General features: G+C 68.3%; 22 protein-coding genes. 13 read left to right on the top strand and 9 right to left on the bottom strand.

The features are described from left to right. Position 1: 1 nt before the first annotated feature. A complete protein-coding gene (locus DW307_RS01480; RefSeq protein ID WP_136023728.1) occupies positions 2 to 691 on the bottom strand; it encodes a response regulator in 690 nt (229 codons plus the stop codon). Further along, positions 688 to 1,968 (bottom strand): sensor histidine kinase, encoded by a 1,281-nt coding sequence (locus DW307_RS01475; protein WP_136023727.1) that lies wholly within the window; start codon positions 1,966 to 1,968, stop codon positions 688 to 690. Before DW307_RS01475 ends, DW307_RS01480 begins: the two co-directional genes overlap by 4 nt. A 145-nt stretch (positions 1,969 to 2,113) precedes the next feature. On the opposite strand from DW307_RS01475, the gene DW307_RS01470 reads away from it, so the two are divergent. Then, entirely contained in the window at positions 2,114 to 3,553 is a 1,440-nt protein-coding gene (locus DW307_RS01470) for a cation:dicarboxylate symporter family transporter (protein WP_029259005.1), read from the top strand. Between the two features lie 71 nt (positions 3,554 to 3,624). Here the strand turns inward: DW307_RS01470 and DW307_RS18035 are convergent, their stop codons facing one another. Then, on the bottom strand, positions 3,625 to 3,801 hold the full coding sequence (locus DW307_RS18035) for a DUF5302 domain-containing protein (protein WP_017830923.1): 177 nt from the start codon (positions 3,799 to 3,801) through the stop codon (positions 3,625 to 3,627). 31 nt (positions 3,802 to 3,832) lie between these two features. After that, complete coding sequence (locus DW307_RS01465; RefSeq protein ID WP_029259006.1) at positions 3,833 to 4,417, bottom strand: DedA family protein; 585 nt, start codon at positions 4,415 to 4,417, stop codon at positions 3,833 to 3,835. Positions 4,418 to 4,557: 140 nt separating this feature from the next. On the opposite strand from DW307_RS01465, the gene DW307_RS01460 reads away from it, so the two are divergent. Further along, entirely contained in the window at positions 4,558 to 6,498 is a 1,941-nt protein-coding gene (locus DW307_RS01460) for a GDSL-type esterase/lipase family protein (protein WP_136023726.1), read from the top strand. Positions 6,499 to 6,545: 47 nt separating this feature from the next. Here the strand turns inward: DW307_RS01460 and DW307_RS01455 are convergent, their stop codons facing one another. Further along, complete coding sequence (locus tag DW307_RS01455; protein WP_029265535.1) at positions 6,546 to 7,856, bottom strand: UDP-glucose dehydrogenase family protein; 1,311 nt, start codon at positions 7,854 to 7,856, stop codon at positions 6,546 to 6,548. 360 nt (positions 7,857 to 8,216) lie between these two features. Here DW307_RS01455 and DW307_RS01450 point away from each other — a divergent pair, with 360 nt between their 5' ends. The 5 genes from DW307_RS01450 to DW307_RS01430 all read left to right on the top strand — a co-directional run bounded on the left by DW307_RS01450 (position 8,217) and on the right by DW307_RS01430 (position 13,677). Continuing rightward, positions 8,217 to 10,493, top strand: coding sequence for a polyribonucleotide nucleotidyltransferase (locus DW307_RS01450; RefSeq protein WP_021198619.1), 2,277 nt, complete (start codon positions 8,217 to 8,219; stop codon positions 10,491 to 10,493). A gap of 220 nt (positions 10,494 to 10,713) precedes the next feature. Then, positions 10,714 to 11,742: an aldo/keto reductase gene (locus tag DW307_RS01445; RefSeq protein WP_029265534.1), complete on the top strand. Its 1,029-nt coding sequence runs from the start codon at positions 10,714 to 10,716 to the stop codon at positions 11,740 to 11,742. A gap of 69 nt (positions 11,743 to 11,811) precedes the next feature. After that, positions 11,812 to 12,414 carry a histidine phosphatase family protein gene (locus DW307_RS01440; protein ID WP_021198621.1) on the top strand — a complete coding sequence of 201 codons (603 nt, stop codon included), beginning with the start codon at positions 11,812 to 11,814 and terminating at the stop codon, positions 12,412 to 12,414. Positions 12,415 to 12,496: 82 nt separating this feature from the next. Then, entirely contained in the window at positions 12,497 to 13,237 is a 741-nt protein-coding gene (gene dapB, locus DW307_RS01435; RefSeq protein WP_021198622.1) for a 4-hydroxy-tetrahydrodipicolinate reductase, read from the top strand. Continuing rightward, a complete protein-coding gene (locus tag DW307_RS01430) occupies positions 13,237 to 13,677 on the top strand; it encodes a hypothetical protein (protein WP_029259011.1) in 441 nt (146 codons plus the stop codon). Before dapB ends, DW307_RS01430 begins: the two co-directional genes overlap by 1 nt. 8 nt (positions 13,678 to 13,685) lie before the next feature. Here DW307_RS01430 and DW307_RS01425 read toward each other — a convergent pair whose 3' ends face one another. The 3 genes from DW307_RS01425 to DW307_RS01415 all read right to left on the bottom strand — a co-directional run bounded on the left by DW307_RS01425 (position 13,686) and on the right by DW307_RS01415 (position 15,206). Continuing rightward, on the bottom strand, positions 13,686 to 14,111 hold the full coding sequence (locus DW307_RS01425; RefSeq protein WP_021198624.1) for an OsmC family peroxiredoxin: 426 nt from the start codon (positions 14,109 to 14,111) through the stop codon (positions 13,686 to 13,688). Between the two features lie 81 nt (positions 14,112 to 14,192). Next, positions 14,193 to 14,771: a DUF4395 family protein gene (locus DW307_RS01420; RefSeq protein ID WP_029265533.1), complete on the bottom strand. Its 579-nt coding sequence runs from the start codon at positions 14,769 to 14,771 to the stop codon at positions 14,193 to 14,195. Positions 14,772 to 14,792: 21 nt separating this feature from the next. Beyond that, on the bottom strand, positions 14,793 to 15,206 hold the full coding sequence (locus tag DW307_RS01415; protein WP_021198626.1) for a thioredoxin family protein: 414 nt from the start codon (positions 15,204 to 15,206) through the stop codon (positions 14,793 to 14,795). A gap of 118 nt (positions 15,207 to 15,324) precedes the next feature. Here DW307_RS01415 and DW307_RS01410 point away from each other — a divergent pair, with 118 nt between their 5' ends. The 3 genes from DW307_RS01410 to DW307_RS01400 are packed head-to-tail and all read left to right on the top strand — an operon-like array spanning position 15,325 to position 17,368. Then, complete coding sequence (locus DW307_RS01410) at positions 15,325 to 16,134, top strand: thymidylate synthase (protein WP_029259014.1); 810 nt, start codon at positions 15,325 to 15,327, stop codon at positions 16,132 to 16,134. Further along, positions 16,131 to 16,607: a dihydrofolate reductase gene (locus DW307_RS01405; RefSeq protein WP_029259015.1), complete on the top strand. Its 477-nt coding sequence runs from the start codon at positions 16,131 to 16,133 to the stop codon at positions 16,605 to 16,607. The genes DW307_RS01410 and DW307_RS01405 overlap by 4 nt, the downstream gene beginning before the upstream one ends. Continuing rightward, on the top strand, positions 16,607 to 17,368 hold the full coding sequence (locus tag DW307_RS01400; RefSeq protein WP_029265531.1) for an SDR family NAD(P)-dependent oxidoreductase: 762 nt from the start codon (positions 16,607 to 16,609) through the stop codon (positions 17,366 to 17,368). The genes DW307_RS01405 and DW307_RS01400 overlap by 1 nt, the downstream gene beginning before the upstream one ends. Positions 17,369 to 17,396: 28 nt before the next feature. On the opposite strand, the gene DW307_RS01395 is transcribed toward DW307_RS01400, so the two are convergent. Continuing rightward, positions 17,397 to 17,963: an NUDIX domain-containing protein gene (locus DW307_RS01395; protein WP_029265530.1), complete on the bottom strand. Its 567-nt coding sequence runs from the start codon at positions 17,961 to 17,963 to the stop codon at positions 17,397 to 17,399. Between the two features lie 77 nt (positions 17,964 to 18,040). On the opposite strand from DW307_RS01395, the gene dapA reads away from it, so the two are divergent. The 3 genes from dapA to DW307_RS01380 all read left to right on the top strand — a co-directional run bounded on the left by dapA (position 18,041) and on the right by DW307_RS01380 (position 21,315). Beyond that, positions 18,041 to 19,018 (top strand): 4-hydroxy-tetrahydrodipicolinate synthase, encoded by a 978-nt coding sequence (dapA, locus tag DW307_RS01390; RefSeq protein WP_029259018.1) that lies wholly within the window; start codon positions 18,041 to 18,043, stop codon positions 19,016 to 19,018. A 53-nt stretch (positions 19,019 to 19,071) separates the two neighbouring features. Continuing rightward, a complete protein-coding gene (locus tag DW307_RS01385; RefSeq protein WP_021198632.1) occupies positions 19,072 to 20,748 on the top strand; it encodes a ribonuclease J in 1,677 nt (558 codons plus the stop codon). A gap of 72 nt (positions 20,749 to 20,820) precedes the next feature. Next, positions 20,821 to 21,315, top strand: a complete 495-nt coding sequence (locus tag DW307_RS01380) for a GNAT family N-acetyltransferase (RefSeq protein ID WP_029265528.1) — start codon at positions 20,821 to 20,823, stop codon at positions 21,313 to 21,315. Positions 21,316 to 21,385 lie beyond the last annotated feature (70 nt).

Here is a 21,385-nt window from a genome sequence, read left to right as displayed (position 1 = left end):
GTCAGGTCCCCGGGCCGGGTCGCCTCTTCCAGTCGTACTCGGTCTCCGGCCGTCCGCGGGTCCCGTATCGCGCCGAACGCGTGAGTACGCCTTCGGCGACCAGGTGTTCCAGGTAGCGACGCACGGCGACCCGCGACATGCCGAGACGCTCTGCCGCCTCGCTCGCCGAGAGCGGCCCGTCGGTGCGCAACTCGGCGGTGACCCTGTCGAGCGAGGCCGCCGAGAGCCCCTTGGGGAGGGGGATCGTCGCGGTGGAGCGCCCGAGCAGGGCGTCGATTTCCGCCTGCGTCGCTTCGCCCTCGGTGCTCCGCGCCTGTTCGCGGTGCGCACGGTACTGCTCCATCCGCTCGCGGAACACCGCGAAGGGGAACGGCTTGATCAGATACTGGAAGACACCGAGTGCGGCCATCTGTCGAACGGCGTCGGCGTCGCGGACGCCGGTGATGGCGATCACATCCACGGCCGCGGATCGCCCGCGAAGCGTGCGGAGCACGTCGATGCCGGAGCCGTCCGGCATCGTGATGTCGAGCAGAACCAGGTCGAACGCATCGGGGCGCTCGAGCACGGCCCTCATGGCGGCTCGAGCCCCCGTGCACTCGCCGGCGACGACGAACCCGTCGAGGCGGGCCATGTAGTCGCGATGCAGTTCGAGGGTCAGAGCATCGTCATCGACGATGAGTGTGCGGATCATGCCGGAGACCTCCGTGGCCCTGCTGCGGGGAGGACGACCCGGAACGTCGTCGGATCGTCACTCACGGTCACGGAACCGCCGGCGCCGGTGACCACGGAATGGACGAGCGCGAGCCCGACGCCGCGACCCTGCGCGTCGGCGGGCTTCGTGGAGTAGCCCTGGTCGAAGATACGCTCCCGCAGGGAAGGCGGGATGCCGGGGCCGCTGTCCGAGACCTCGAGCATGATCCCGGCACCGTGCGGGCGGAGCGAGACCTGAACCCAGCGGTCGTCGGACTCAGCGGCCGCATCCATGGCGTTGTCCACGAGATTGCCGAGCACCGAGACGGCGTCCACCGGGGACAGCGGTGTGCGAGGTGTGTCGGGTTCGATGCGCACCCGCCAATCGATGCCGCGTTCCTTGGCCTGGGAGGCTTTGCCGAGAAGGAGAGCACCCACTGCGGGATCCCCGTGTCGTCGTGCGGTCACCTGGTCGACGAGCGACTGGCTCTGTCGAGAAGTCTCGGTGAGGATCTCGATCGCCTCGTCCCGGCGCCCGAGTTCGAGCAGAGCGACGGCGGCGTGCATCCGATTCCCGTGCTCGTGGGTCTGCGCGCGCAGGGCTTCGCCCAGAGTGCGGATCGATTCGTAGGAAGAGACCGCGTCGCGCACCTGACCGGGCGGCAGATCGCCCGCGATGCGGCGGGTCACGCGTCGGGCGATCACGGCACCGCCGGCACCGAGGGCGACGAGGCCGATCGTGATGCCGAGGGTGAGAGGCAGGCGGCGGATCAGGGTGTCGGTGATCGACTCTGTCGTCACGCCGGCCGAGACCCAGCCGATCAGCGCGCCGTCCGTCGTCGTCACCGGCGCGATGGTGCGCACCGACGGGCCGAGAGTGCCGGTGAACTCCTCGGTGAGTGGAGTGGGCGACGCCGGGATCGTTCCCAGGTAGTGTCCGCCGATCTGGTCGGTGTCGGGGTGCGTGATCCGCGTGCCGTCCGGCGTCATGACCGTGATGAAGTCGAGTCCTGCACTGGATATCACCGCGAGCGAATAGGGCTCGAGCACCGGGGTCGCGGAGCCTGGATCATCCCCGCGCAGACCGTCGATCACCAGGGGCGAGGAGGCGAACGCGGCGGCGGTGGCCGCCGTCACCCGTTCGGCCTCGGCGCGGATCGACCGCTGCGCCTCGACCACCAGGTAGACGGCCACCAGAGCGCCGATCACGACGGCCGCGACGAGCAGCACCGCGAAGACTCGGGATGCGGCGCTGCGTGCGCGGGAGGTATGCGCCATCGCTTCCTCCGATCGTCGATGCTCCGGTGCCGTGACCAATACGACCACAACTCGCCTCCGTGCGCGAAGTCGGAGACCGTGAGATCTGATCGGCGGCGACGCAGCCGCCCACCAGACGAAGACGTCGATGATCGAGGAGGACGCGATGGCGCTCACAACAGGATTCTCACTGCCGAAATTCAATTGGCGGCGAGGGAAGCAATCGTGGGACCGGCACACCTGGCTGTATGTGTCCGTGCTGCTGGCGGTCGTCCTCGGCGCCGTCGTCGGTCTCGTGTGGCCGGAGGTCGGCCAGGCGTTCGAGCCGCTGGGCAAGGGGTTCGTCGCTCTGATCAAGATGATGATCGCGCCGATCATCTTCTGCACGATCGTCGTCGGGGTGGGATCGATCGCCAAGGCGGCCACCGTCGGCAAGATCGGCGGACTGGCGCTGTTGTATTTCATGATCATGTCGACCTTCGCACTCGCGATCGGCCTCGTCGTCGGCAACATCATCCACCCCGGTGCCGGTCTCGACATGGCCTCCTCGACCTACGATGCGGTCGAGACCGAGGCCAAGACCACCCAGGAGTTCATCCTCGGCATCATCCCCACGACGTTCTTCTCGGCCTTCACGGGGGAGAGCGTGCTGCAGGTGCTGTTCATCGCGCTGCTCGTCGGCTTCGCCCTGCAGGGGCTCGGCGATCGCGGTGCCCCGATCATGGAGGCTGTCAAGCAGCTGCAGAAACTGGTCTTCCGCATCCTCGGCATGATCCTGTGGCTTGCGCCTCTCGGAGCCTTCGGCGCCATCGCCGCGGTGGTGGGCAAGACCGGTGTCGCCGCCATCTGGAGCCTCGGAACGCTGATGGTCGCGTTCTACATCACCTGCATCCTGTTCATCGTCGTGATCCTCGGAGTGCTGCTGTGGACGGTCACGCGGGTGAACATCTTCTCCCTCATGAAGTACCTCGCCAGGGAGTACCTGCTCATCGTCGGCACCTCGTCGTCGGAGTCAGCGCTGCCTCGGCTGATCGCGAAGATGGAGTTCGTCGGCGTCTCCAAGCCTGTCGTCGGCATCACCGTACCGACCGGATACTCGTTCAACCTCGACGGCACGGCCATCTACCTGACCATGGCCTCGCTGTTCATCGCCACCGGTATGGGGCAGCCGATGACGATCGGCGAGCAGATCGGCCTGCTGGTGTTCATGATCATCGCCAGCAAGGGGGCAGCGGGTGTCACCGGTGCCGGTCTCGCCACCCTCGCCGGTGGTCTCCAGGCCTACCGCCCCGATCTGGTGGACGGTGTCGGCGTGATCGTCGGCATCGACCGGTTCATGTCCGAGGGCCGCGCGCTCACGAACTTCACCGGCAACGCGGTGGCGACGCTCCTGATCGGCACCTGGACGAAGCAGATCGACCGCGACCGTGTGCGGCGCGTGCTCAGCGGCGAGCTGCCGTTCGACGAGTCCCTGCTCGACGGCGTCGACGCCCACGGAAACGCGGACGCTCCGCAGGCTGCGGACATGCAGGAGCTGCGTGAGGCGGCGGTCACCGAGATGGCGGCGAAGGAGGAGCGGGCCAGGCTTCGCGCCGATCGCGCCTGACGCGAGATCGCGCACGACGAGAGGGTGAGGGATGCGGGAGGCCGGCCGAGCCGGCTCCCGCATCCGCGCGGTCAACCGCTCTTGCGTCGGAACTCGCGCCGGGTCTGCGGGGCGTTCGCACTGTGCACGGCGGAGTCGCCGTCGAGGTGTGCCTCGCCCTGCCGGTGGTGCGCGTTCTTCTTCTCGAGCGCTTCCTTGAACTTGCGCTTCATCTCCTCGGACGAGGAGGCGCCTTCTTCGGTGCTCATGCCCCGAGCCTAGAGCAACCGGTCCGGCCGGTCATCCTCTGGTGCGGCGCACGCACAGGTCGATCACCGCTCCGAGTCCGATCGCGAGCACGATCGACACCGGCACCGCGACAAGGGGGCCGCCGGGAAGGATCGCCGCAACGGCTGCACCGACCGCTGCCTGGTAGAGCGCCCACCCGGTCGCGGCCAGGGCGACGAGAGCGAGATAGCGGGGAGGATGGATGCGCGATGCTCCGGCGACCAGGTTGATCGCCAGGCGCGCGAACGGCACGAACCGGGCGGTGAACAGCACCGTCGCCATCCCGCCGTCCAAGCGGCGTCGGGCCCACACCAGAGCCTGCTGCACACGGGGCATCCTCATCCACCGCCAGCGCTCGGTTCCCACCGAACGCCCGATGAGGTAGCAGCAGGCGTCTCCGACGGCCGCGGCGACGGCGGCGCAGATGACCACGGCCCAGAGCGGCGGGGAACCCGTGGTCACGGCGACGGCGCCGAGCGCCGTCACCGCGACCTCACCCGGCACGACGACGAAGAAGGCATCGCCGACGACGAGCAGACTCATCACCGCCAGGCTCCACGGGCTGGCGAGCGATGCGGTCAGCAGATCCGTCGGCACGTCGCCCACTGTGCCCGCGACGGGTGAACGGGAACCAAAGACCGGATAGCCGGTGACCCGTTCTCCAGCATCCGGTGAACATCTGGTGCAGGGGAGCGTCTCCGGCGCATGGAGCTCCCGAGTCCCGTCATCCTGGTGCTGTGAGAGTAGCGATCGTCACGGAATCCTTCCTTCCGCACATGAACGGCGTCACCGGCTCGGTGCTGCAGATCCTGCGGCACCTCGAGCGGCGAGGGCATGAGGCACATGTCGTCGCCCCCGCTGCGGTCGGCGTCCCCGCCGAGGTGAGCGGGGCACGCATCGAGGCGATTCCGAGCCTCGCGCTGCCGGGGTACCGTCATGTGCGGGTGGGCACGTCGAGCGCTCGCCGGGTCGCGTCCTCACTCGCGCGCTTCCAGCCCGATGTCGTGCACCTCGCCTCCCCGTTCGCTCTGGGATGGCGGGGGGCGCTCGCAGCCGAACGCCTCGACCTGCCTGCCGTCGCCGCTTACCAGACCGATGTCGCCGCATACACCCAGCGCTACCGGATCGCGGCGACCACCGGCATCGCCCAGACTCACATCGCCCGCTTGCACAGGCGCGCGACCCTGACCCTGGCGCCTTCGGCTGACTCGGCCGGGCAGCTCGCCGCGCTCGGCATCGATCGCGTCCGGCGGTGGGGGAGAGGTGTCGATGCCGAACGCTTCCAGCCCGCGCGGCGCCAGTATGCGCTCCGCTCCGAGTGGGGCGCCGACGTCGTGATCGGCTATGTGGGACGCCTCGCTCCTGAGAAGCAGGTCGAAGACCTCGCCGCGCTCCGCGACATCCCGGGCACGCGACTGGTGATCGTCGGAGACGGACCCAGCAGGGCACGGCTGCAGGGCCTGCTCCCCGACGCCCTGTTCCTCGGCCACCTCGACGGCGGTGAGTTGGCCGCGGCGATGGCATCGTTCGACCTCTTCGTGCACCCGGGCGAGAGTGAGACCTTCGGGCAGACCCTGCAGGAAGCGCACGCGAGTGGCGTACCCGTCGTAGCCACGGGGCGTGGCGGCCCGCTCGACCTCGTACGCATGGGAATCGATGGTTGGCTCTACCGGCCGGGCGACCTCGACGATCTGCGGATGCGCGTGGCCGATCTCGCCGGAGATGCGCGCAAGCGACGCGCGTTCGGCGATGCGGGGCGCGAAGCCGTGCAGGAGCGCAGCTGGGAGAGCGTGTGCGATCAGCTCCTCGGCCACTTCGACGAGGCTCGGATGCTGCAGAGGGCCGATTCCGGGGCGCGCTCCCGCCGCGTCGTGCGACCGGAACCGTCCGCGCCGGTCACCGCCCGTCGATGGCACCGCTACGTCGCTCTCGGCGACTCCCTGACGGAAGGACTGTGCGACCCGGCACCCGACGGTGCCCTCCGCGGGTGGGCCGACCGCCTCGCCCTGCTGCTCGCCGCCAGAGGAGGCCTGCACTACGCGAACCTGGCGGTCCGGTCCAAGCGCGTGCGCGACCTCACCGGCCAGCAACTGACGCGAGCACTCGAACTGCGCCCCGACCTCGCGTCGATCCTGATCGGGGCGAACGACCTCGTGAAGCGCCGTGTCGACGTCACAGCGCTCGCCGCGGAGCTCGAGGGGGCGGTGCGACAGTTGCGGGGGATCGGTGCCGACGTGCTTCTGGTGACGCCGTTCCTTCCCGGGCGCCGCGCGGCATCGCTCTACACGAGGAGGTTCTCCGCCTTCGCGACCGCATTGACCGGTATCGCGGCTCGCACCGGAGCGATCCTGATCGACACGGACCTGCATCCCTCATTGGGCGAGCGCCCGAACTGGGGCGAAGACCTGGTGCACCTCAGCAGTCGAGGGCACCGTTTCCTCGCCTATCGCGCCGGCGAGATGCTCGGAGTGCCCGATGCGGACACACTGGGAGTGCTCGATGCCGCGATGCACGAGCATGAGCCCATCGGCGCGGGGGTATGGTGGCGCCGTCACGCGCTGCCCTGGGTCTGGCGTCGGCTGCACGGGCGGGCGGCGGGCGACGGGCGGCTCGCGAAGCACGACGACTACGTCTACCTCGGTCGCTCGTCCGCAGCGAGGACGGCCTTCGCCCGCTGACCTCGTGCTCCGGTGGAGTGTTCGGTGCCGCCCCTGCCGTGGGTGCCTCAACGCCGCCCCATGCCGTGGTACTGCCAACCGGCAGCACGCCAGGAGAGGGAGTCGAGACAGTTCCGTCCGTCGATGATGATCCGTCCCCGCACGAGTGCGCCGGCGTGCTCGGGCGAGAGGTCGCGCCGGTACTCGTCCCATTCGGTGACGACGACGACGGCGTCGGCCTCCCGCAGCGCCTCGTCGCGGTCACGCGCGTAGCCGAGCTGAGGATGCGCAGCCGCGGCGTTGTCGACGGCAGCCGGGTCGGTCACGACGACATCCGCGCCCAGCCCGCGCAGTCGCACGGCAACGTCCAGGGCCGGTGAATCGCGGATGTCGTCGCTGAACGGTTTGAAGGCGGCGCCCAGCATGGCGATCCGCCGGCCGAACACGAGCCCGCCCAGCGCGTCGACCACGAGCTGCACCGCCCGATCACGGCGACGGTGGTTGATGCTGTCGACCTCGCGCAGGAACCCGACCGCTTCGCCGCGTCCCAGCTCTTCGGCCCGTGCGGCGAACGCGCGGATGTCCTTAGGAAGGCACCCTCCGCCGAAGCCGATGCCCGCGCCGAGGTAGCGTCGGCCGATGCGGGTGTCATGCCCGAGCGCGTCGGCGAGCAGGGCCACATCGGCACCGGACGCCTCGGCGATCTCGGCCATCGCGTTGATGAACGAGATCTTGGTGGCCAGGAACGCGTTCGCCGCGCCCTTGACCAGCTCGGCCGTCGCGAGATCCGTGACGAGGAAGGGTGTCCCCGCGTCGAGGGCCGGGGCGTACACCTCCCGCAGGACTCCGACCGCGCGCTGACCCGCCGCATCGGCCTCGGCGCCGACCACGACGCGGTCCGGGCTCAGAGTGTCGTGCACGGCCCAGCCTTCGCGCAGGAACTCGGGGTTCCACACGAGCGTCGCTCCCGTGACGGCGATGCGCCCGGCCACCGCGACGGCTGTACCGACCGGCACGGTGGATTTGCCCGCGACGACGTCGCCGACGCGCAGATGGGGGAGCAGCCCGTCGACTGCCGCATCGACGTGACGCAGATCCGCGGCATGCCCACCCGGCATCTGCGGAGTGCCGACGGCGAGGAAGTGCACGTCCGCACCCGCGGCGTCCGCCATCCGGTCGCTGAAGCGGAGCCGCCCCGAGCGCAGGCCATCCGCCAGCAGCTCCGGCAGCCGTGGTTCGAAGAACGGTGCGGTGCCGGAAGCGAGGGCCGCGATCTTCTGCGCGTCGACGTCGATGCCGATCACGTCGTGTCCGATGGAGGCCATGGCGGCGGCGTGTACGGCACCGAGGTAGCCGCAGCCGATCACTGACAAGCGCATGGACTCCACCACAGCGGACGCCCGTCGCTTCGCGGAGTCCGCACGGTGAACGGGCTGTGGACGCGAGATGTCGGATCCGCGATGCGCGACGAGACGCAGGATTCGAGGTCAGCGCTGGTAGGGTGGATGAGGTTGACGTGTGTCAACCGCACAATTTCATATCGACTCATGGAGCGATCGGCGGAGAAGCTGGTCCCCTGTGGTGGGTTCCTCGGCGGATGTCGGGTGGCTTTCTACTGGTGGCCAGCGCAGGCGAGATTCGCGGGAGTGCCCGCGCGCCCGAACCCCTCTGTTCCGCTCCTTTGAACACGCTCGCGCGTCACATGGATTCGCGAGTCTAAACAAAGAAGGAGAGACCTCTTGGAAGGTCCTGAAATCACCGCCACCGAGGCCGTTCTCGACAACGGCCGCTTCGGCACCCGCACCATCCGCTTCGAGACCGGCCGCCTCGCGCAGCAGGCTCAGGGCGCCGTCGCCGCGTACCTCGACGGCGAGACCATGCTCCTCTCGGCCACCAGCGCAGGCAAGCACCCGCGTGAGGGCTTCGACTTCTTCCCGCTGACGGTCGATGTCGAGGAGCGTTCCTACGCTGCCGGCAAGATCCCCGGTTCGTTCTTCCGTCGCGAGGGCCGCCCCTCCACCGAGGCGATCCTGGTCTGCCGTCTGATCGACCGCCCGCTGCGTCCGTCGTTCGTCGACGGCCTGCGCAACGAGGTCCAGATCGTCATCACCGTCCTGTCGATCGCACCGGGCGAGTTCTACGACGCTCTCGCGATCAACGCCGCTTCCGCGTCGACGCAGATCTCGGGTCTGCCGTTCTCGGGTCCCGTCGCCGGTGTGCGCCTCGCGTTCATCCCCGGCCAGGGCGAGCACGCCGACCAGTGGGTCGCGTTCCCGACCGCCGAGCAGGTCTCGGAGGCCGTGTTCGACCTGATCGTCGCCGGTCGCGTCGTGACCAAGGCCGATGGCACGGAAGACGTCGCCATCATGATGGTCGAGGCCGAGGCCACCGAGCACAGCTGGAACCTGATCAAGGCCGGCGCCACCAAGCCGAACGAGGATGTCGTGGCCCAGGGCCTCGAGGCCTCGAAGCCCTTCATCGCGCAGCTCGTCAAGGCTCAGGCTGAACTCGCAGCGACCGCCTCGAAGGAGCCGGGCGTGTACCCGGTCTTCCCCGCGTACAGCGACGAGGTCTACAGCTTCGTCTCGGAGCGCGCATTCGCCGAACTCAGCGACGTGTACCAGATCGCGGACAAGGTCGAGCGTCAGACCGCTGACGATGCGATCAAGGACCGCGTCAAGGCAGAGCTCATCGAGGCCACCGAGGCGGGTTCGCTCCCGGCCGCGGCGCCGCTCGAGTTCTCCGCCGCATACAAGTCCGTCACGAAGAAGATCGTGCGCGGACGGATCCTCACCGAGGGCGCCCGCATCGACGGTCGTGGTCTGGCGGACATCCGTCCGCTCGACGCCGAGGTGCAGGTCATCCCGCGCGTGCACGGCTCTGCGATCTTCCAGCGCGGCGAGACCCAGATCCTCGGTGTCACCACGCTGAACATGCTCAAGATGGAGCAGCAGATCGACTCGCTGTCGCCTGTGACGAGCAAGCGCTACATGCACCACTACAACTTCCCGCCCTACTCGACCGGTGAGACCGGCCGTGTCGGTTCGCCGAAGCGTCGCGAGATCGGGCACGGCTTCCTGGCCGAGCGCGCCCTCGTGCCGGTGCTGCCGAGCCGCGAGGAGTTCCCGTACGCGATCCGTCAGGTCTCCGAGGCGCTGAGCTCCAACGGCTCCACCTCGATGGGCTCGGTCTGCGCGTCGACCCTGTCGCTGCTGAACGCGGGTGTGCCGCTGCGCGCCCCCGTCGCCGGCATCGCGATGGGCCTCGTCTCCGACGAGGTCGACGGCGAGACCCGCTACGCGGCTCTGACCGACATCCTGGGTGCGGAAGACGCTCTCGGTGACATGGACTTCAAGGTCGCCGGTACCAGCGAGTTCGTCACGGCGATCCAGCTCGACACGAAGCTCGACGGCATCCCGTCGTCTGTGCTCGCCGGCGCGCTGACCCAGGCCCGTGAGGCTCGTCTGACGATCCTCAACGTCCTGAACGCCGCGATCGACGCTCCGGACGAGATGGCGCCCACCGCGCCTCGCGTCATCAGCGTGCAGATCCCGGTCGACAAGATTGGCGAGCTGATCGGCCCGAAGGGCAAGACGATCAACGCGATCCAGGACGAGACCGGTGCGCAGATCTCCATCGAGGAGGACGGCACCGTCTACATCGGCGCGACCGACGGCCCCTCGGCCGAGGCCGCCCGCGCCCAGGTCAACGCGATCGCCAACCCCACTAACCCGGAGGTCGGGGAGCAGTTCCTCGGCACCGTCGTGAAGATCGCCACCTTCGGTGCGTTCGTCTCGCTGCTCCCGGGCAAGGATGGCCTCCTGCACGTCACCGAGGTGCGCAAGCTCGCCGGTGGCAAGCGGGTCGAGAACGTCGACGACGTGCTCTCGGTCGGCCAGAAGATCCTCGTGAAGATCACGAAGATCGACGACCGCGGCAAGCTCTCGCTCGAGCCCGTCCTGGACGACGCTCCTGCCGCTGACGCAGCACCTGCCGAGGACGCTGCAGCCGAGTAAGCGCAGTGTTCCAACGGAACCCGGGTCTCTCCGTCAGGGAGGGGCCCGGGTTCCGCGCTGTCACGGTGTGACCAAATCGTTATCGGGCGTTTCCGCGCCGTTCCCCGGATTGGTCAGGACGTTCGCTGAATTCGCTTACCCTCGAAGTACGCACCGGGGGGGTGCAGATCGAGCAGGTACGCAGGTCGGCACGCACCGATCGACGCGGGGGTGAGAGAGTATGCGGTTGTTCAGCGTAGGCGCAGGAGCGTCTGAGGAACGTGCCCAGCAGGGCGTCGCCGAGCATCCCTCTGCGCCCATCCCGATCGTCGGGCCAGGGATAGGGGAGACGATCCGCACCGCTCTCGGCGAGACCGGCTACGAGACCTTCCCGTTGATGCTGGGAGCTGCGGAGTTCGGCTGGAACGTCGACCTCGAGACCAGCCACGGCATCCTCGACCGCTACGTGGAGTTCGGCGGAAACGCGATCCACACGGCTGACGGCTTCTCCGGGGGTCGCAGCGAGCACATCATCGGGCAGTGGCTGCGTTCACGCGGCCAGCGCGACCGCAGCATCGTGAGTGTGCGCATCGGTGCCCACGCCGACAACCCCGGTCTGGGCTCGGTCAATCTCGTCCGCGCGGTGGAGGGGTCCCTGACGCGTCTCGACGTGGATCGCATCGATGTCGTCTACCTCGACGCCACCCTCGATGCGACCACGAATCTCGAAGACACGTTGGCGACCGTCGAATGGTTGACGGAGGCCGGAAAGATCGGTGCGCTCGGTGCGTTCGGGTTCGCGCCGGAGCGACTCGTCGAGGCGCGCATCCTCGCGTCGGCCGGCTACCCGCGCATCAAGGTGATCGATGCGCCGTACAACCTCGTCCGTCGCCAGCCATTCGAGGGTGATCTCCGGCTCGTCGCGGGTGCGCAGAACCTCGCGGTCACGCCATCGCACGCGCTCGAGCACGGCTTCCTCTCCGGGCGCCACCGCAGCAAGGCGCTCACCTCCCGCGGCGTGCGGGGCGAGCAGCTGCGAGGGCACCTCAACCGCCGGGGCATCAAGATCCTGCGCGCTCTCGATCAGGTCGCCGAAGAGGTGAGCGCTCCGGTCGCGGCGGTATCCGTGGCTTGGCTGCTCGCCCAGCGCACGGTCGCCGCGCCGATCGTCAACGCCTTCGCCAGCGATCACGTCGATGAACTCATGCAGGGAGCGGGCGTCTCGCTTTCGCGCAGCCAGGTCGCCGAGCTCACCCGGGCGGGAAACTGAGTATCCCTTCACCCGTGACATAGGGTGGAAGGGAGGCCCGGCGGATGCTGGCGATGAAGCGAGCGAGTTGTGACGCACTACATATATCTGGTCAGACACGGTGAACATCAGGATGCCGAGCATGGTCTCGCCGACGGACCCCTCTCTCCGAGAGGCCAGCGTCAGGCGGAACTGATCGCCGACCGTCTGTCGGGGCTTCCTCTCGATGCCGTCTGGCATTCACCGTTGCTGCGCGCGAACGAGACGGCGCGGGCGATCGCGGCGCGCCTTCCGTCGGTCGACCCCGAGCCGACCGCTCTGCTCTTCGATTGCGTTCCCACGGGGATGACCGAGGAGACTCCCTCGGTGTTCGAGCCGTTCTTCGGATCCGTCACCGAGGCGGAGATCGAGGCGGGGCGGGCGCAGATGTCGGATGCCGTGAACGAGTTCCTGGTGCGCAAGACCGGCGATGTGCACGAGGTGCTCATCACCCACAACTTCGTGATCTCTTGGTTCGTCCGCGAGGTGCTCTCCGCCCCCGAGTGGCGGTGGATGACCCTCAACCAGTCGCACTGCGGTCTGACGGTGATCGCGCAGAAGCAGGGGCGACCATGGACGCTGCTCACGCACAACGACACCGGCCACCTTCCGGTGGAGCTGCGGACCGGGATCCCCGACGCGCTCCTGGTCTGAGCCACCTGCGCAGGCGCAAGATGGTGCGTCCGGCCCGCGCGCCCCGGGCCGGACGGCGTCACCCGCGAAATAGACTGGACGCATGACCACGCAGGTAGCACTCGTCGGCGGAACCGGGAAGCTCGGCACGATCATCGGTGCGGTGATCGACGAGCTCGAGGGCTTCGAGGTGAGCCGGGTGCTGACCTCATCCAGTGATCTGTCCGAACTCGACGGCGCCGACCTCGTGGTCGACGCGTCGACGCCGCAGGTCAGCATCGACGTCGTGCGCGCCGCCGTGGAGCGCGGCATCAACGTGCTGGTCGCGACCTCCGGCTGGTCGGCTGAGCGCATCGCTCTGGTGCGTCCTCTCGTCGAAGCGGCGGGCACCGGCGCGGTGTTCATCCCCAACTTCTCGCTGGGATCCGTTCTGGGTTCGGCGCTGGCCGCCGCGGCTGCGCCCTTCTTCGGCTCGGCCGAGATCATCGAAGCCCATCGTGAGACCAAGATCGACTCGCCGAGTGGAACCGCTGTGCGCACCGCGGAACTGATCGCCGCCGCCCGTGCCGAGCAGGGGCCGGTCAGCGCACCGCACGCAGACCAGCGCGCCCGCGGGCAGCAGGTCGGCAGCGTGCCGATCCACTCGCTGCGTCGTCCCGGTGTCGTCGCCAAACAGGAGGTCATCCTCTCCGGTCCCGGCGAATCGCTCACGTTCACGCACGACACGATCGATTCGGCGCTCGCCTATGCCCCCGGCATCCGGCTCTCGGTGCCGTTCGCGGTGCAGGCCACCGGTGTGTTCGTGGGTCTCGAGCACATGATCGACATCGGCATCCGGTCGTGATGTCGCGCATCGGCGTCGCGCTGATGGCCGCGGCGCTTCTGGTCTACCTCGCGGTGGCGATCTGGCTCGCCGTGATGTTCATCTCGGTCGGCACACCCGTGTCGACCGGTATGGGGATCACGCTCCTCGTTCTGGCGCCGATCGGAGCATGGGCGCTCATCCGCGAGATGATGTTCGGATTCGGTGCCGACCGCCTCGGGCGACTTCTCGATGCGGAAGGCGGGATGCCGCCGGTTGAGACCGAACTGACCCCCAGCGGCAGGATCGCCCGCGCCGACGCGGATCCGCTCATCGCGCGGTACGCGGCCGAAGCGGATGCGGCAGGCGAGGACTGGCGGGCGCGCTACCGGTTGGGCGTGGTGCAGGATGCGGCGGGCCGCCGCAAGGACGCCAGGGCCAGCATTCGCGAGGCCATCCGTCTCGCGCCACGCCGACCCTGACGACGCACTCAGGCGAGCGTGGCCTCGAGGGTGATCTCGATTCCGGCGAGCGCCTGCGACACCGGGCAACCGGTCTTGGCGCCGTTCGCGATCTCCTGGAATGCCTCGGGCGTCAGGTTCGGGACCGTCGCGTTGACGTTGAGGTGGCTGCCGGTGATGCCGACGCCGGGCTTGAAGGTGACCGAGGCCGTCGTGTTCACGCGCTCCGGCGGGGTGCCGTTCTCGGCGAGCGCGTGCGAGAGCGCCATGCTGAAGCAGGAGGCGTGCGCGGCGGCGATGAGCTCTTCCGGGGTGGTCGTCGTGTCGCTGCCTTCGCTGCGGGCCTTCCAGTTGATCGGAAAGGTGCCGAGGTTCGACGACGAGAACGCGACGGTGCCGGATCCCTCCATGAGCGATCCGGTCCACGTGCTGGCGGCTTCGCTGGTGACGGGCATGATTCCTCCGGTTCTCGAGCTGCGGGCGCAGCGTCGACTCGTGGTCAGCCTAGCGAGCGTCCTGCCGACGCGGAACCGCGGTCAGGCGGGGGTGGCTTCGCGACCGACGACGCCCGCGCGCTGCAGCAGGAGGTAGAGCTGGCAGCCCAGGCAGAAGGCGAAGGCGGCGTTGAGGAATGCGGCGACGAATGCCGCGGACGTCGCGATCGGCAGCGCCCACGGAACACCCAGGAGGTGCAGGACGAGGCCGACACCCACGACGAAGAGCCCGACGCCCTGCGAGAACCGCGGCGGCCGCGGGTCTTCGAGCTCCGTCGGAGCGGCGAGGCGTGGACGGATCGCTGAGCGGAACAGCGTGGCCCAGGGGGCCGTCTGCGGAGAGACCAATCCCCAGAGGAACAGGAGAGCGATGACGACCGTGAGGAGGAACCCCGGGTCGAGAGCGCGCTGCAGGAGCGGGGCCGAGGAGATCGCCCACCCGGACGGAACGAATGTGGCATCGGCGAGGGGCTGGTAGGCGAACCAACCGAACGAGGCGATTCCGGTCCGGAGAGTCGAGATCCCGATCAGGGCGAGGAACGTCGCCACCAGCAGCAGGACCGCGGTGATGGCGGCGGCGAAGCGGGGGCCTCGGGGGTCGATGCCTGCGGGGGTGCTCATGGGGCGCTCCGGTCTTCCGGCTCAGACGGCGGTGAGGGCTTCGGTGAGGGCGTGCCTGGTCGGCACTCCGTGGAATCTGGCGCGGACGGCACCGGCACCGTCGACCACGAAGGTCGTGGGCGTCTGGAGCACCTTGTAGCGCGCGGAGAGATCGGGCCGGTGCGTCAGATCGACCTCCACATGGGCGAGACCGTCGTGGTCGTCGGCATACGAACCGAGCAGACGTCTCACCTGTGGGCACCGCGCGCACATCTCGGTGCTGAACTGCACGAGAGTCGCGCGGGACCCGAGCTCCGAGGTGACCGCGTCCGCCGGATCGAAGCGGAGAGCACCGCCGTCCCGCCGTCGTCCGTCTCGCCGGCGCAGCACGACGCCGATGCCCGTCGCGAGCACGAGGAGTGCTGCGGCGATACCGAGGGCGAGCGCGGGTGACATGGGTCGAGGATATGTCGTGTCGAAGCGGGATCGGGTCGATGTTTCCGACGATGACGGAGGGCCCACGCGCGGAAGCGGTTCCACCCGAGGAGGCGAGCGTGACGGTATCGTGGCTGCCATGAGCGCAGCCGTCCCGACTCCTTATGAAGACCTGCTCCGCGACGTCCTGGAGACCGGCACGCATAAGTCCGATCGCACCGGGACGGGGACGACGAGCGTCTTCGGGCGTCAGATCCGCTTCGATCTGTCGAAGGGCTTCCCCCTCATCACCACCAAGCGCGTGCACTTCAAATCCATCGCGTACGAGCTCCTCTGGTTCCTGCAGGGTGATTCCAACGTCGGGTGGCTCCGCGAGAACGGGGTCACGATCTGGGACGAGTGGGCCGATGAATCCGGCGACCTCGGCCCGGTCTACGGGGTGCAGTGGCGTTCGTGGCCGACGCCGGACGGGGGGAGCATCGACCAGCTCTCCGACGTGATCGAGCAGATCCGACGCTCGCCCGACTCCCGTCGGCTCATCGTGTCTGCCTGGAACCCGGCCGACATCCCGGACATGGCGCTCGCGCCCTGTCACGCGCTGTTCCAGTTCTACGTCGCCGACGGCAAGCTCTCGTGTCAGCTGTACCAGCGCAGCGCCGACATGTTCCTCGGTGTGCCGTTCAACATCGCCTCCTACGCATTGCTGACCATGATGATCGCCCAGCAGGTCGGCCTCGAGCCCGGAGACTTCGTCTGGACGGGCGGAGACTGCCACGTCTACGACAATCACGTCGATCAGGTGCGGGAGCAGCTCAGCCGTGAGCCCTACCCCTACCCGACGCTGCGTTTCGCGCGGAAGCCCGAATCGATTCTCGACTACCGCTATGAGGACTTCCTCGTGGAGGACTATCAGCACCACGCGCCGATCAGGGCGGCGGTGGCGGTATGACCTGGGTCGGGTTGATCTGGGCCGAGGCGCACGGAGGGGTCATCGGTGCCGAGGGTGGCATGCCCTGGCACGTGCCCGAAGACCTGGCGCACTTCAAGGAGGTCACCCTCGGCGCTCCCGTGGTGATGGGGCGCAAGACCTGGGACTCGCTGCCCGAGCGATTCCGCCCGCTCGCCGGACGGGACAACATCGTGGTGACCCGGCAGCAGGACTGGTCCGAAGAGGGCGCGCGGCGTGCATCCACCGTCGCCGAGGCCGTTCGCGGACTCGACAGGGTCTGGATCATCGGTGGGGCGGAGATCTTCCGACAGGTGATCGGCGACGCCGATCGGCTGGAGGTCACCGAGCTCGATCTCGACGTCGCCGGCGACGCCTACGCACCGGCGAAGACCGGGTGGCGCCTCATCGACGAGGGGGAGTGGCTCACGTCGCGCACGGGAGTGCGGTACCGCTTCCTGGGATACGAGCGCTGATGCCCACCGCACTGATCACCGGAGCCAGCGCCGGACTGGGCGCCGAGTTCGCGCGTCAGCTCGCGCGGCGACGTGCCGACCTCGTCCTGGTGGCGAGATCAGAGGACGCGCTGGAGACGCTGGGCGCCGAACTGCGGAGCGAATACGGGGTCGCGGTCGAGATCATCCCCGCCGACCTGGCGGATGAGGCCGGCGTCGAGAAGGTCGCCGCGCGCCTGCGCGACACGGCGGACCCCATCGACCTCTTGGTGAACAACGCCGGGTTCGGTCTTCCGCTGCAGTTCGCCGACAACGACATCGACGATGAGGTGCGTCATCTCCGTGTACATGTGGAGGCGTCGATGCGGCTCATGCACGCGGCACTGCAGTCCATGCGTGGTCGTGGCGGTCGCATCATCAATGTGGCTTCCGTGGCCGGCTTCATCTCCCGGTCGACGTACTCCGCCTGCAAGGCCTGGCTCATCGGATTCAGCCGCTGGGCGAATGCCGAGTACACGCGCGATGGCGTCTCCGTCACGGCGTTGTGCCCCGGGTTCACGCACACCTCCTTCCACGAGCGCATGGGGCTCGCGGTGGGCCAGGAGGGCGTTCCCGGCATCATGTGGTTGAACGCGCGGGACGTCGTGCGCGTCGGCCTGCGCGATGCCGCCCGTGGCAGGTCGGTCTCGGTGCCGTCGCTGCGGTACAAGGTGATCGTGGCGCTGACACGCCTCCTCCCGAGCACGCTCACCTCCCGCGTGGCGCGCCGAGGCCGCGTCTGACCGGCAGCGGTCATCTGATCGGCAGCGGTCAGTGGAACCTGCCGAGCAGGATCCCCGCCTTGGCGATCGCCGCGATGGTCTCTCCGTCGGTGATGTCGCCGTCGGCGATCATGCGCAGCACGTGCGCGAAAGGTACCCACGAGACGGCCTGGATGCCTTCTTCGGCCTGGCTCTCGGCGGCGTCGCTCCCGTTCTCGGCGTCGTCCTCTGCGACCGGGCGCAGAGCGCGTGCGAGGAAGACGTGTTCGGGCGCCTCGGCGATCCCGTTCAGAGCGTGCATGGTGCCCAGGGCCGTCCACTCACCGGCTTCGAATCCGGTCTCCTCCCGGAGCTCGCGTCTCGCCGCGAGCAGGGGGTCTTCCCCGTCGCTGCCGCCAGCGGGGACCTCGATGGTCGTCCCCACGGTGTAGCGGTCGATCGTGACGAGACACACACGGTCTTCCTCGTCCACGGCGACGATGAAGACCGCCGGGTGCTGCATGGTGACGACACCATAGATGCCGTCCGCGCCCGCTGGTCCTGTGACCCGGTCCTCCCGCACCCGGATCCACGCGTTCTCGTACTTCGTCTCGGTGCCTCGTGTGACCCATGCCATGCTTCGAGCGTAGATCGGCGACGTCTCGCGCGTCACCGCGTCCGCATGAGCGGCAGCCGAACCGATACGCTGGGTCTATGACGCACTCGGGCAACCCATTCGGGCAGGTTCTCGTCGCGCTCGTCACTCCGATGACGGCCGACGGCGAAGTCGACTGGCCCGCCGTCGAGAAGCACATCGATGACGTGATCACCGCGGGAGCGGACGGCATCGTCGTGACCGGGACGACAGGCGAGACCTCGACCCTGACGGACCCCGAGAAGCTCAAGCTCGTCGAGGTGGGCAAGTCCGTCTCCGCGGGGCGGGCCAAGATCATCACCGGCGGAGGCTCCAACGAGACAGCGCACGCGATCGAGCTCTACAAGGCCAGCGAGAAGGCCGGCGCCGACGGCATCATGATCGTCACGCCCTACTACAACAAGCCCACGCAGGCCGGCATCCTCACGCACTTCCGTCTGGTCGCCGATGCGACCGACCTCCCCGTGATCCTCTACGACATCCCGGGACGCACGGGTGTGCCCATCAAGTACGAGACCATCCTGCGTCTCGCGAAGCACCCGAACATCCTCGCCGTGAAAGACGCCAAGGGCGACTTCTCCGAGGTGAGCCGCGTGCTGAACCAGACCGATCTGATGTACTTCTCCGGAGATGACGCGAACGTGCTGCCGCACCTGGCGATCGGCGCGACCGGTCTCATCGGCGTGACGGCGAACGTCGCAGCGGCGCCGTACCGCACGATCATCGACGCGGTGAACGCCGGCGACCTCGCCACGGCGACCGCCGAGCACAAGCGCCTCGAACCGCTCGTTCGCGCTGTGATGACCCACGTGCCCGGAACCGTTGCGGCCAAGTACATCCTGCACGGACTCGGTCGCATCTCGAGCCCGCGCGTTCGCCTTCCCCTGGTCGGTCCCGAGGAATGGGAGGCCGCGCTCATCGAGGATGAGCTCGACCTCGTGCAGAACGTTCCCGGAGCCGATTTCTCGAACTTCCGACCCGACCGCAACGCGGCTGCGGGTGGTGCCCTGCCGAAGGTGCACGGCACGACGCGCTGAGTCGCGTCGCCATGAACGAACGGACGCGCGGAGTGTCCGACTGAGGAGACAGCATGTCCATTCCCCTGGTAGAACCGACCGCTCTCGACGAAGGGACGCTGCGGGTCATCCCGATCGGCGGACTCGGCGAGATCGGTCGTAACATGACCATGTTCGAGTACGACGGGAAGATCCTGATCGTCGACTGCGGTGTGCTCTTCCCCGAGGAGCACCAGCCCGGTGTCGATCTGATCCTTCCCGACTTCGAGCCCATCCGCGACCGGCTCGACGACATCGTCGGCGTGGTGCTCACGCACGGTCATGAAGACCACATCGGCGCGGTTCCGTATCTGCTCCGGCTCAAGAGCGACATCCCCCTGATCGGCTCGGGCCTCACCCTCGCATTGGTCGAGGCGAAGCTCAAAGAGCATCGGATCAAGGCCTTCACGCTCACGGTGAAAGAGGGGCAGCAGGAGCGGGTCGGTCCGTTCGACCTCGAGTTCGTCGCCGTCAACCACTCGATCCCCGATGCACTGGCCGTCGCCATCCGCACACCCGCAGGAATGGTGCTCGCCACCGGTGACTTCAAGATGGACCAGCTGCCGCTGGACGGTCGGATCACCGACCTGCGTGCGTTCGCCCGCCTCGGTGAAGAGGGCGTGGACCTGTTCCTCGTCGACTCGACGAACGCCGACGTCCCCGGCTTCACCCCGACGGAGCGCTCCATCGGTCCCGTGCTCGACCAGGTGATCGCGAAGGCGCCCCGTCGCGTCATCGTCGCGAGCTTCTCCAGCCACGTCCACCGCGTGCAGCAGGTGATCGACGCCGCGCACGCCAACGGCCGCCGTGTCGCGTTCCTCGGCCGCAGCATGGTCCGCAACATGACCATCGCCGAGCAGCTCGGCTACCTCAAGGTGCCGGACGGGGTGCTGATCGACTTCAAGAAGGCGCGCGACCTGCCGGACGAGCAGATCGTCTACATGTCGACGGGCTCCCAGGGCGAGCCGATGGCCGTGCTCAGCCGCATGGCGAACATGGACCACGCGATCGAGATCAGCGAGGGTGACACCGTCATCCTCGCCTCCAGCCTCATCCCCGGCAACGAGAACGCCGTGTATCGCGTCATCGACGGACTGACCAAGCTCGGCGCGAACGTCGTGCACAAGGCGAATGCGAAGGTGCACGTCTCCGGGCACGCCGCCGCCGGTGAGCTGATCTACTGCTACAACATCCTGAGGCCGAAGAACGTCCTCCCCGTGCACGGCGAGTATCGGCACCTGATCGCGAATGCCAAGCTCGCGCAGGACACCGGTATCTCCGAGGAGAACACGATCATCGCCTCGAACGGCACCGTGATCGACCTCAAGGACGGCGTCGCGAAGGTCACCGGGCAGCTCGACCTCGGATTCGTTTACGTCGACGGCTCCACCGTCGGAGAGATCACCGATGCCGACCTCAAGGATCGCCGCATCCTCGGCGAGGAAGGCTTCATCTCCGTGATCGTGGTCGTGGACGCCGGCACCGGACGCATCATCTCCGGTCCCGAGATCCACGCGCGCGGTGTCGCCGAGGACGACTCGGTGTTCGACGACGTCACGCCGAAGATCGTCGCTGCGCTCAAGGAGGCGTCGGGCAACGGCGTCCGCGACACCCACGCACTGTCGCAGGTCGTGCGACGCACGATCGGTCGCTGGGTGAACCAGCGGCTGCGTCGCCGTCCGATGATCGTGCCGCTCGTCATCGAGGCATGACGACAGGCGAGTCGTCTCGCACTCACGGGTGAGCGTCATCCCGATGTAACACCGACGTCCTATGCTCGCGTCATGTACAGGGACTTCTCCCTTCGCAGGGCGGCGCAGACGGATGCGACGTTCCTCGGCGACATGCTCGTCGAGGCCGCCAATTGGCGCGCCGGGGGAGTGCGTCCCCGTCATGAGGTGCTGACGTCGCCCGACCACCGGCGCTACCTCGCGGGCTGGAAGCGCATGGCGGACGACGGACTGGTGGCTGCCGGCGACGACGGTACACCGGTGGGTGCGGCCTGGTACCGGGTGCTCCCGCAGAACGATCCCGGGTTCGGTTTCATCGGTGTCGCGGTCCCGGAGCTGATCATCGGTGTGCACCCGCTCTGGCGTGCCCGAGGCGTCGGGCGGGCGCTGCTGCGCGGCGTCGTGCACCTGGCGGGCTCGCAGGGGCATGCCCGGATCAGCCTGAGCGTGGAACGGGACAACTTCGCGCGCAACCTGTATCGAGCCGAGGGTTTTGCCGTGGTGAGTCAGGGCGCGACCCGCGACACGATGGCTCGCGGCACGGCGTAATCGCGCCCCTCGGATCCATGGAAAGCCGCGTCATTACGCGGAGATGTCGGCTGTTGGACGTAACGTGAGA

The sequence above is a fragment of the Microbacterium sp. K27 genome (assembly GCF_004794435.1).
GTDB classification, from domain to species: domain Bacteria; phylum Actinomycetota; class Actinomycetes; order Actinomycetales; family Microbacteriaceae; genus Microbacterium; species Microbacterium maritypicum_A.
This window is presented reverse-complemented; position numbering and strand designations above follow the sequence as displayed.

Coding starts and splice junctions, on each gene's coding strand:
- DW307_RS01480 (WP_136023728.1), bottom strand. CDS start 691: ATGATCCGCACACTCATCGTCGATGACGATGCTCTGACCCTCGAACTG.
- DW307_RS01475 (WP_136023727.1), bottom strand. CDS start 1,968: ATGGCGCATACCTCCCGCGCACGCAGCGCCGCATCCCGAGTCTTCGCG.
- DW307_RS01470 (WP_029259005.1), top strand. CDS start 2,114: ATGGCGCTCACAACAGGATTCTCACTGCCGAAATTCAATTGGCGGCGA.
- DW307_RS18035 (WP_017830923.1), bottom strand. CDS start 3,801: ATGAGCACCGAAGAAGGCGCCTCCTCGTCCGAGGAGATGAAGCGCAAG.
- DW307_RS01455 (WP_029265535.1), bottom strand. CDS start 7,856: ATGCGCTTGTCAGTGATCGGCTGCGGCTACCTCGGTGCCGTACACGCC.
- DW307_RS01445 (WP_029265534.1), top strand. CDS start 10,714: ATGCGGTTGTTCAGCGTAGGCGCAGGAGCGTCTGAGGAACGTGCCCAG.
- dapB (WP_021198622.1), top strand. CDS start 12,497: ATGACCACGCAGGTAGCACTCGTCGGCGGAACCGGGAAGCTCGGCACG.
- DW307_RS01430 (WP_029259011.1), top strand. CDS start 13,237: ATGTCGCGCATCGGCGTCGCGCTGATGGCCGCGGCGCTTCTGGTCTAC.
- DW307_RS01425 (WP_021198624.1), bottom strand. CDS start 14,111: ATGCCCGTCACCAGCGAAGCCGCCAGCACGTGGACCGGATCGCTCATG.
- DW307_RS01420 (WP_029265533.1), bottom strand. CDS start 14,771: ATGAGCACCCCCGCAGGCATCGACCCCCGAGGCCCCCGCTTCGCCGCC.
- DW307_RS01415 (WP_021198626.1), bottom strand. CDS start 15,206: ATGTCACCCGCGCTCGCCCTCGGTATCGCCGCAGCACTCCTCGTGCTC.
- DW307_RS01410 (WP_029259014.1), top strand. CDS start 15,325: ATGAGCGCAGCCGTCCCGACTCCTTATGAAGACCTGCTCCGCGACGTC.
- DW307_RS01405 (WP_029259015.1), top strand. CDS start 16,131: ATGACCTGGGTCGGGTTGATCTGGGCCGAGGCGCACGGAGGGGTCATC.
- DW307_RS01400 (WP_029265531.1), top strand. CDS start 16,607: ATGCCCACCGCACTGATCACCGGAGCCAGCGCCGGACTGGGCGCCGAG.
- DW307_RS01395 (WP_029265530.1), bottom strand. CDS start 17,963: ATGGCATGGGTCACACGAGGCACCGAGACGAAGTACGAGAACGCGTGG.
- dapA (WP_029259018.1), top strand. CDS start 18,041: ATGACGCACTCGGGCAACCCATTCGGGCAGGTTCTCGTCGCGCTCGTC.
- DW307_RS01385 (WP_021198632.1), top strand. CDS start 19,072: ATGTCCATTCCCCTGGTAGAACCGACCGCTCTCGACGAAGGGACGCTG.
- DW307_RS01380 (WP_029265528.1), top strand. CDS start 20,821: ATGTACAGGGACTTCTCCCTTCGCAGGGCGGCGCAGACGGATGCGACG.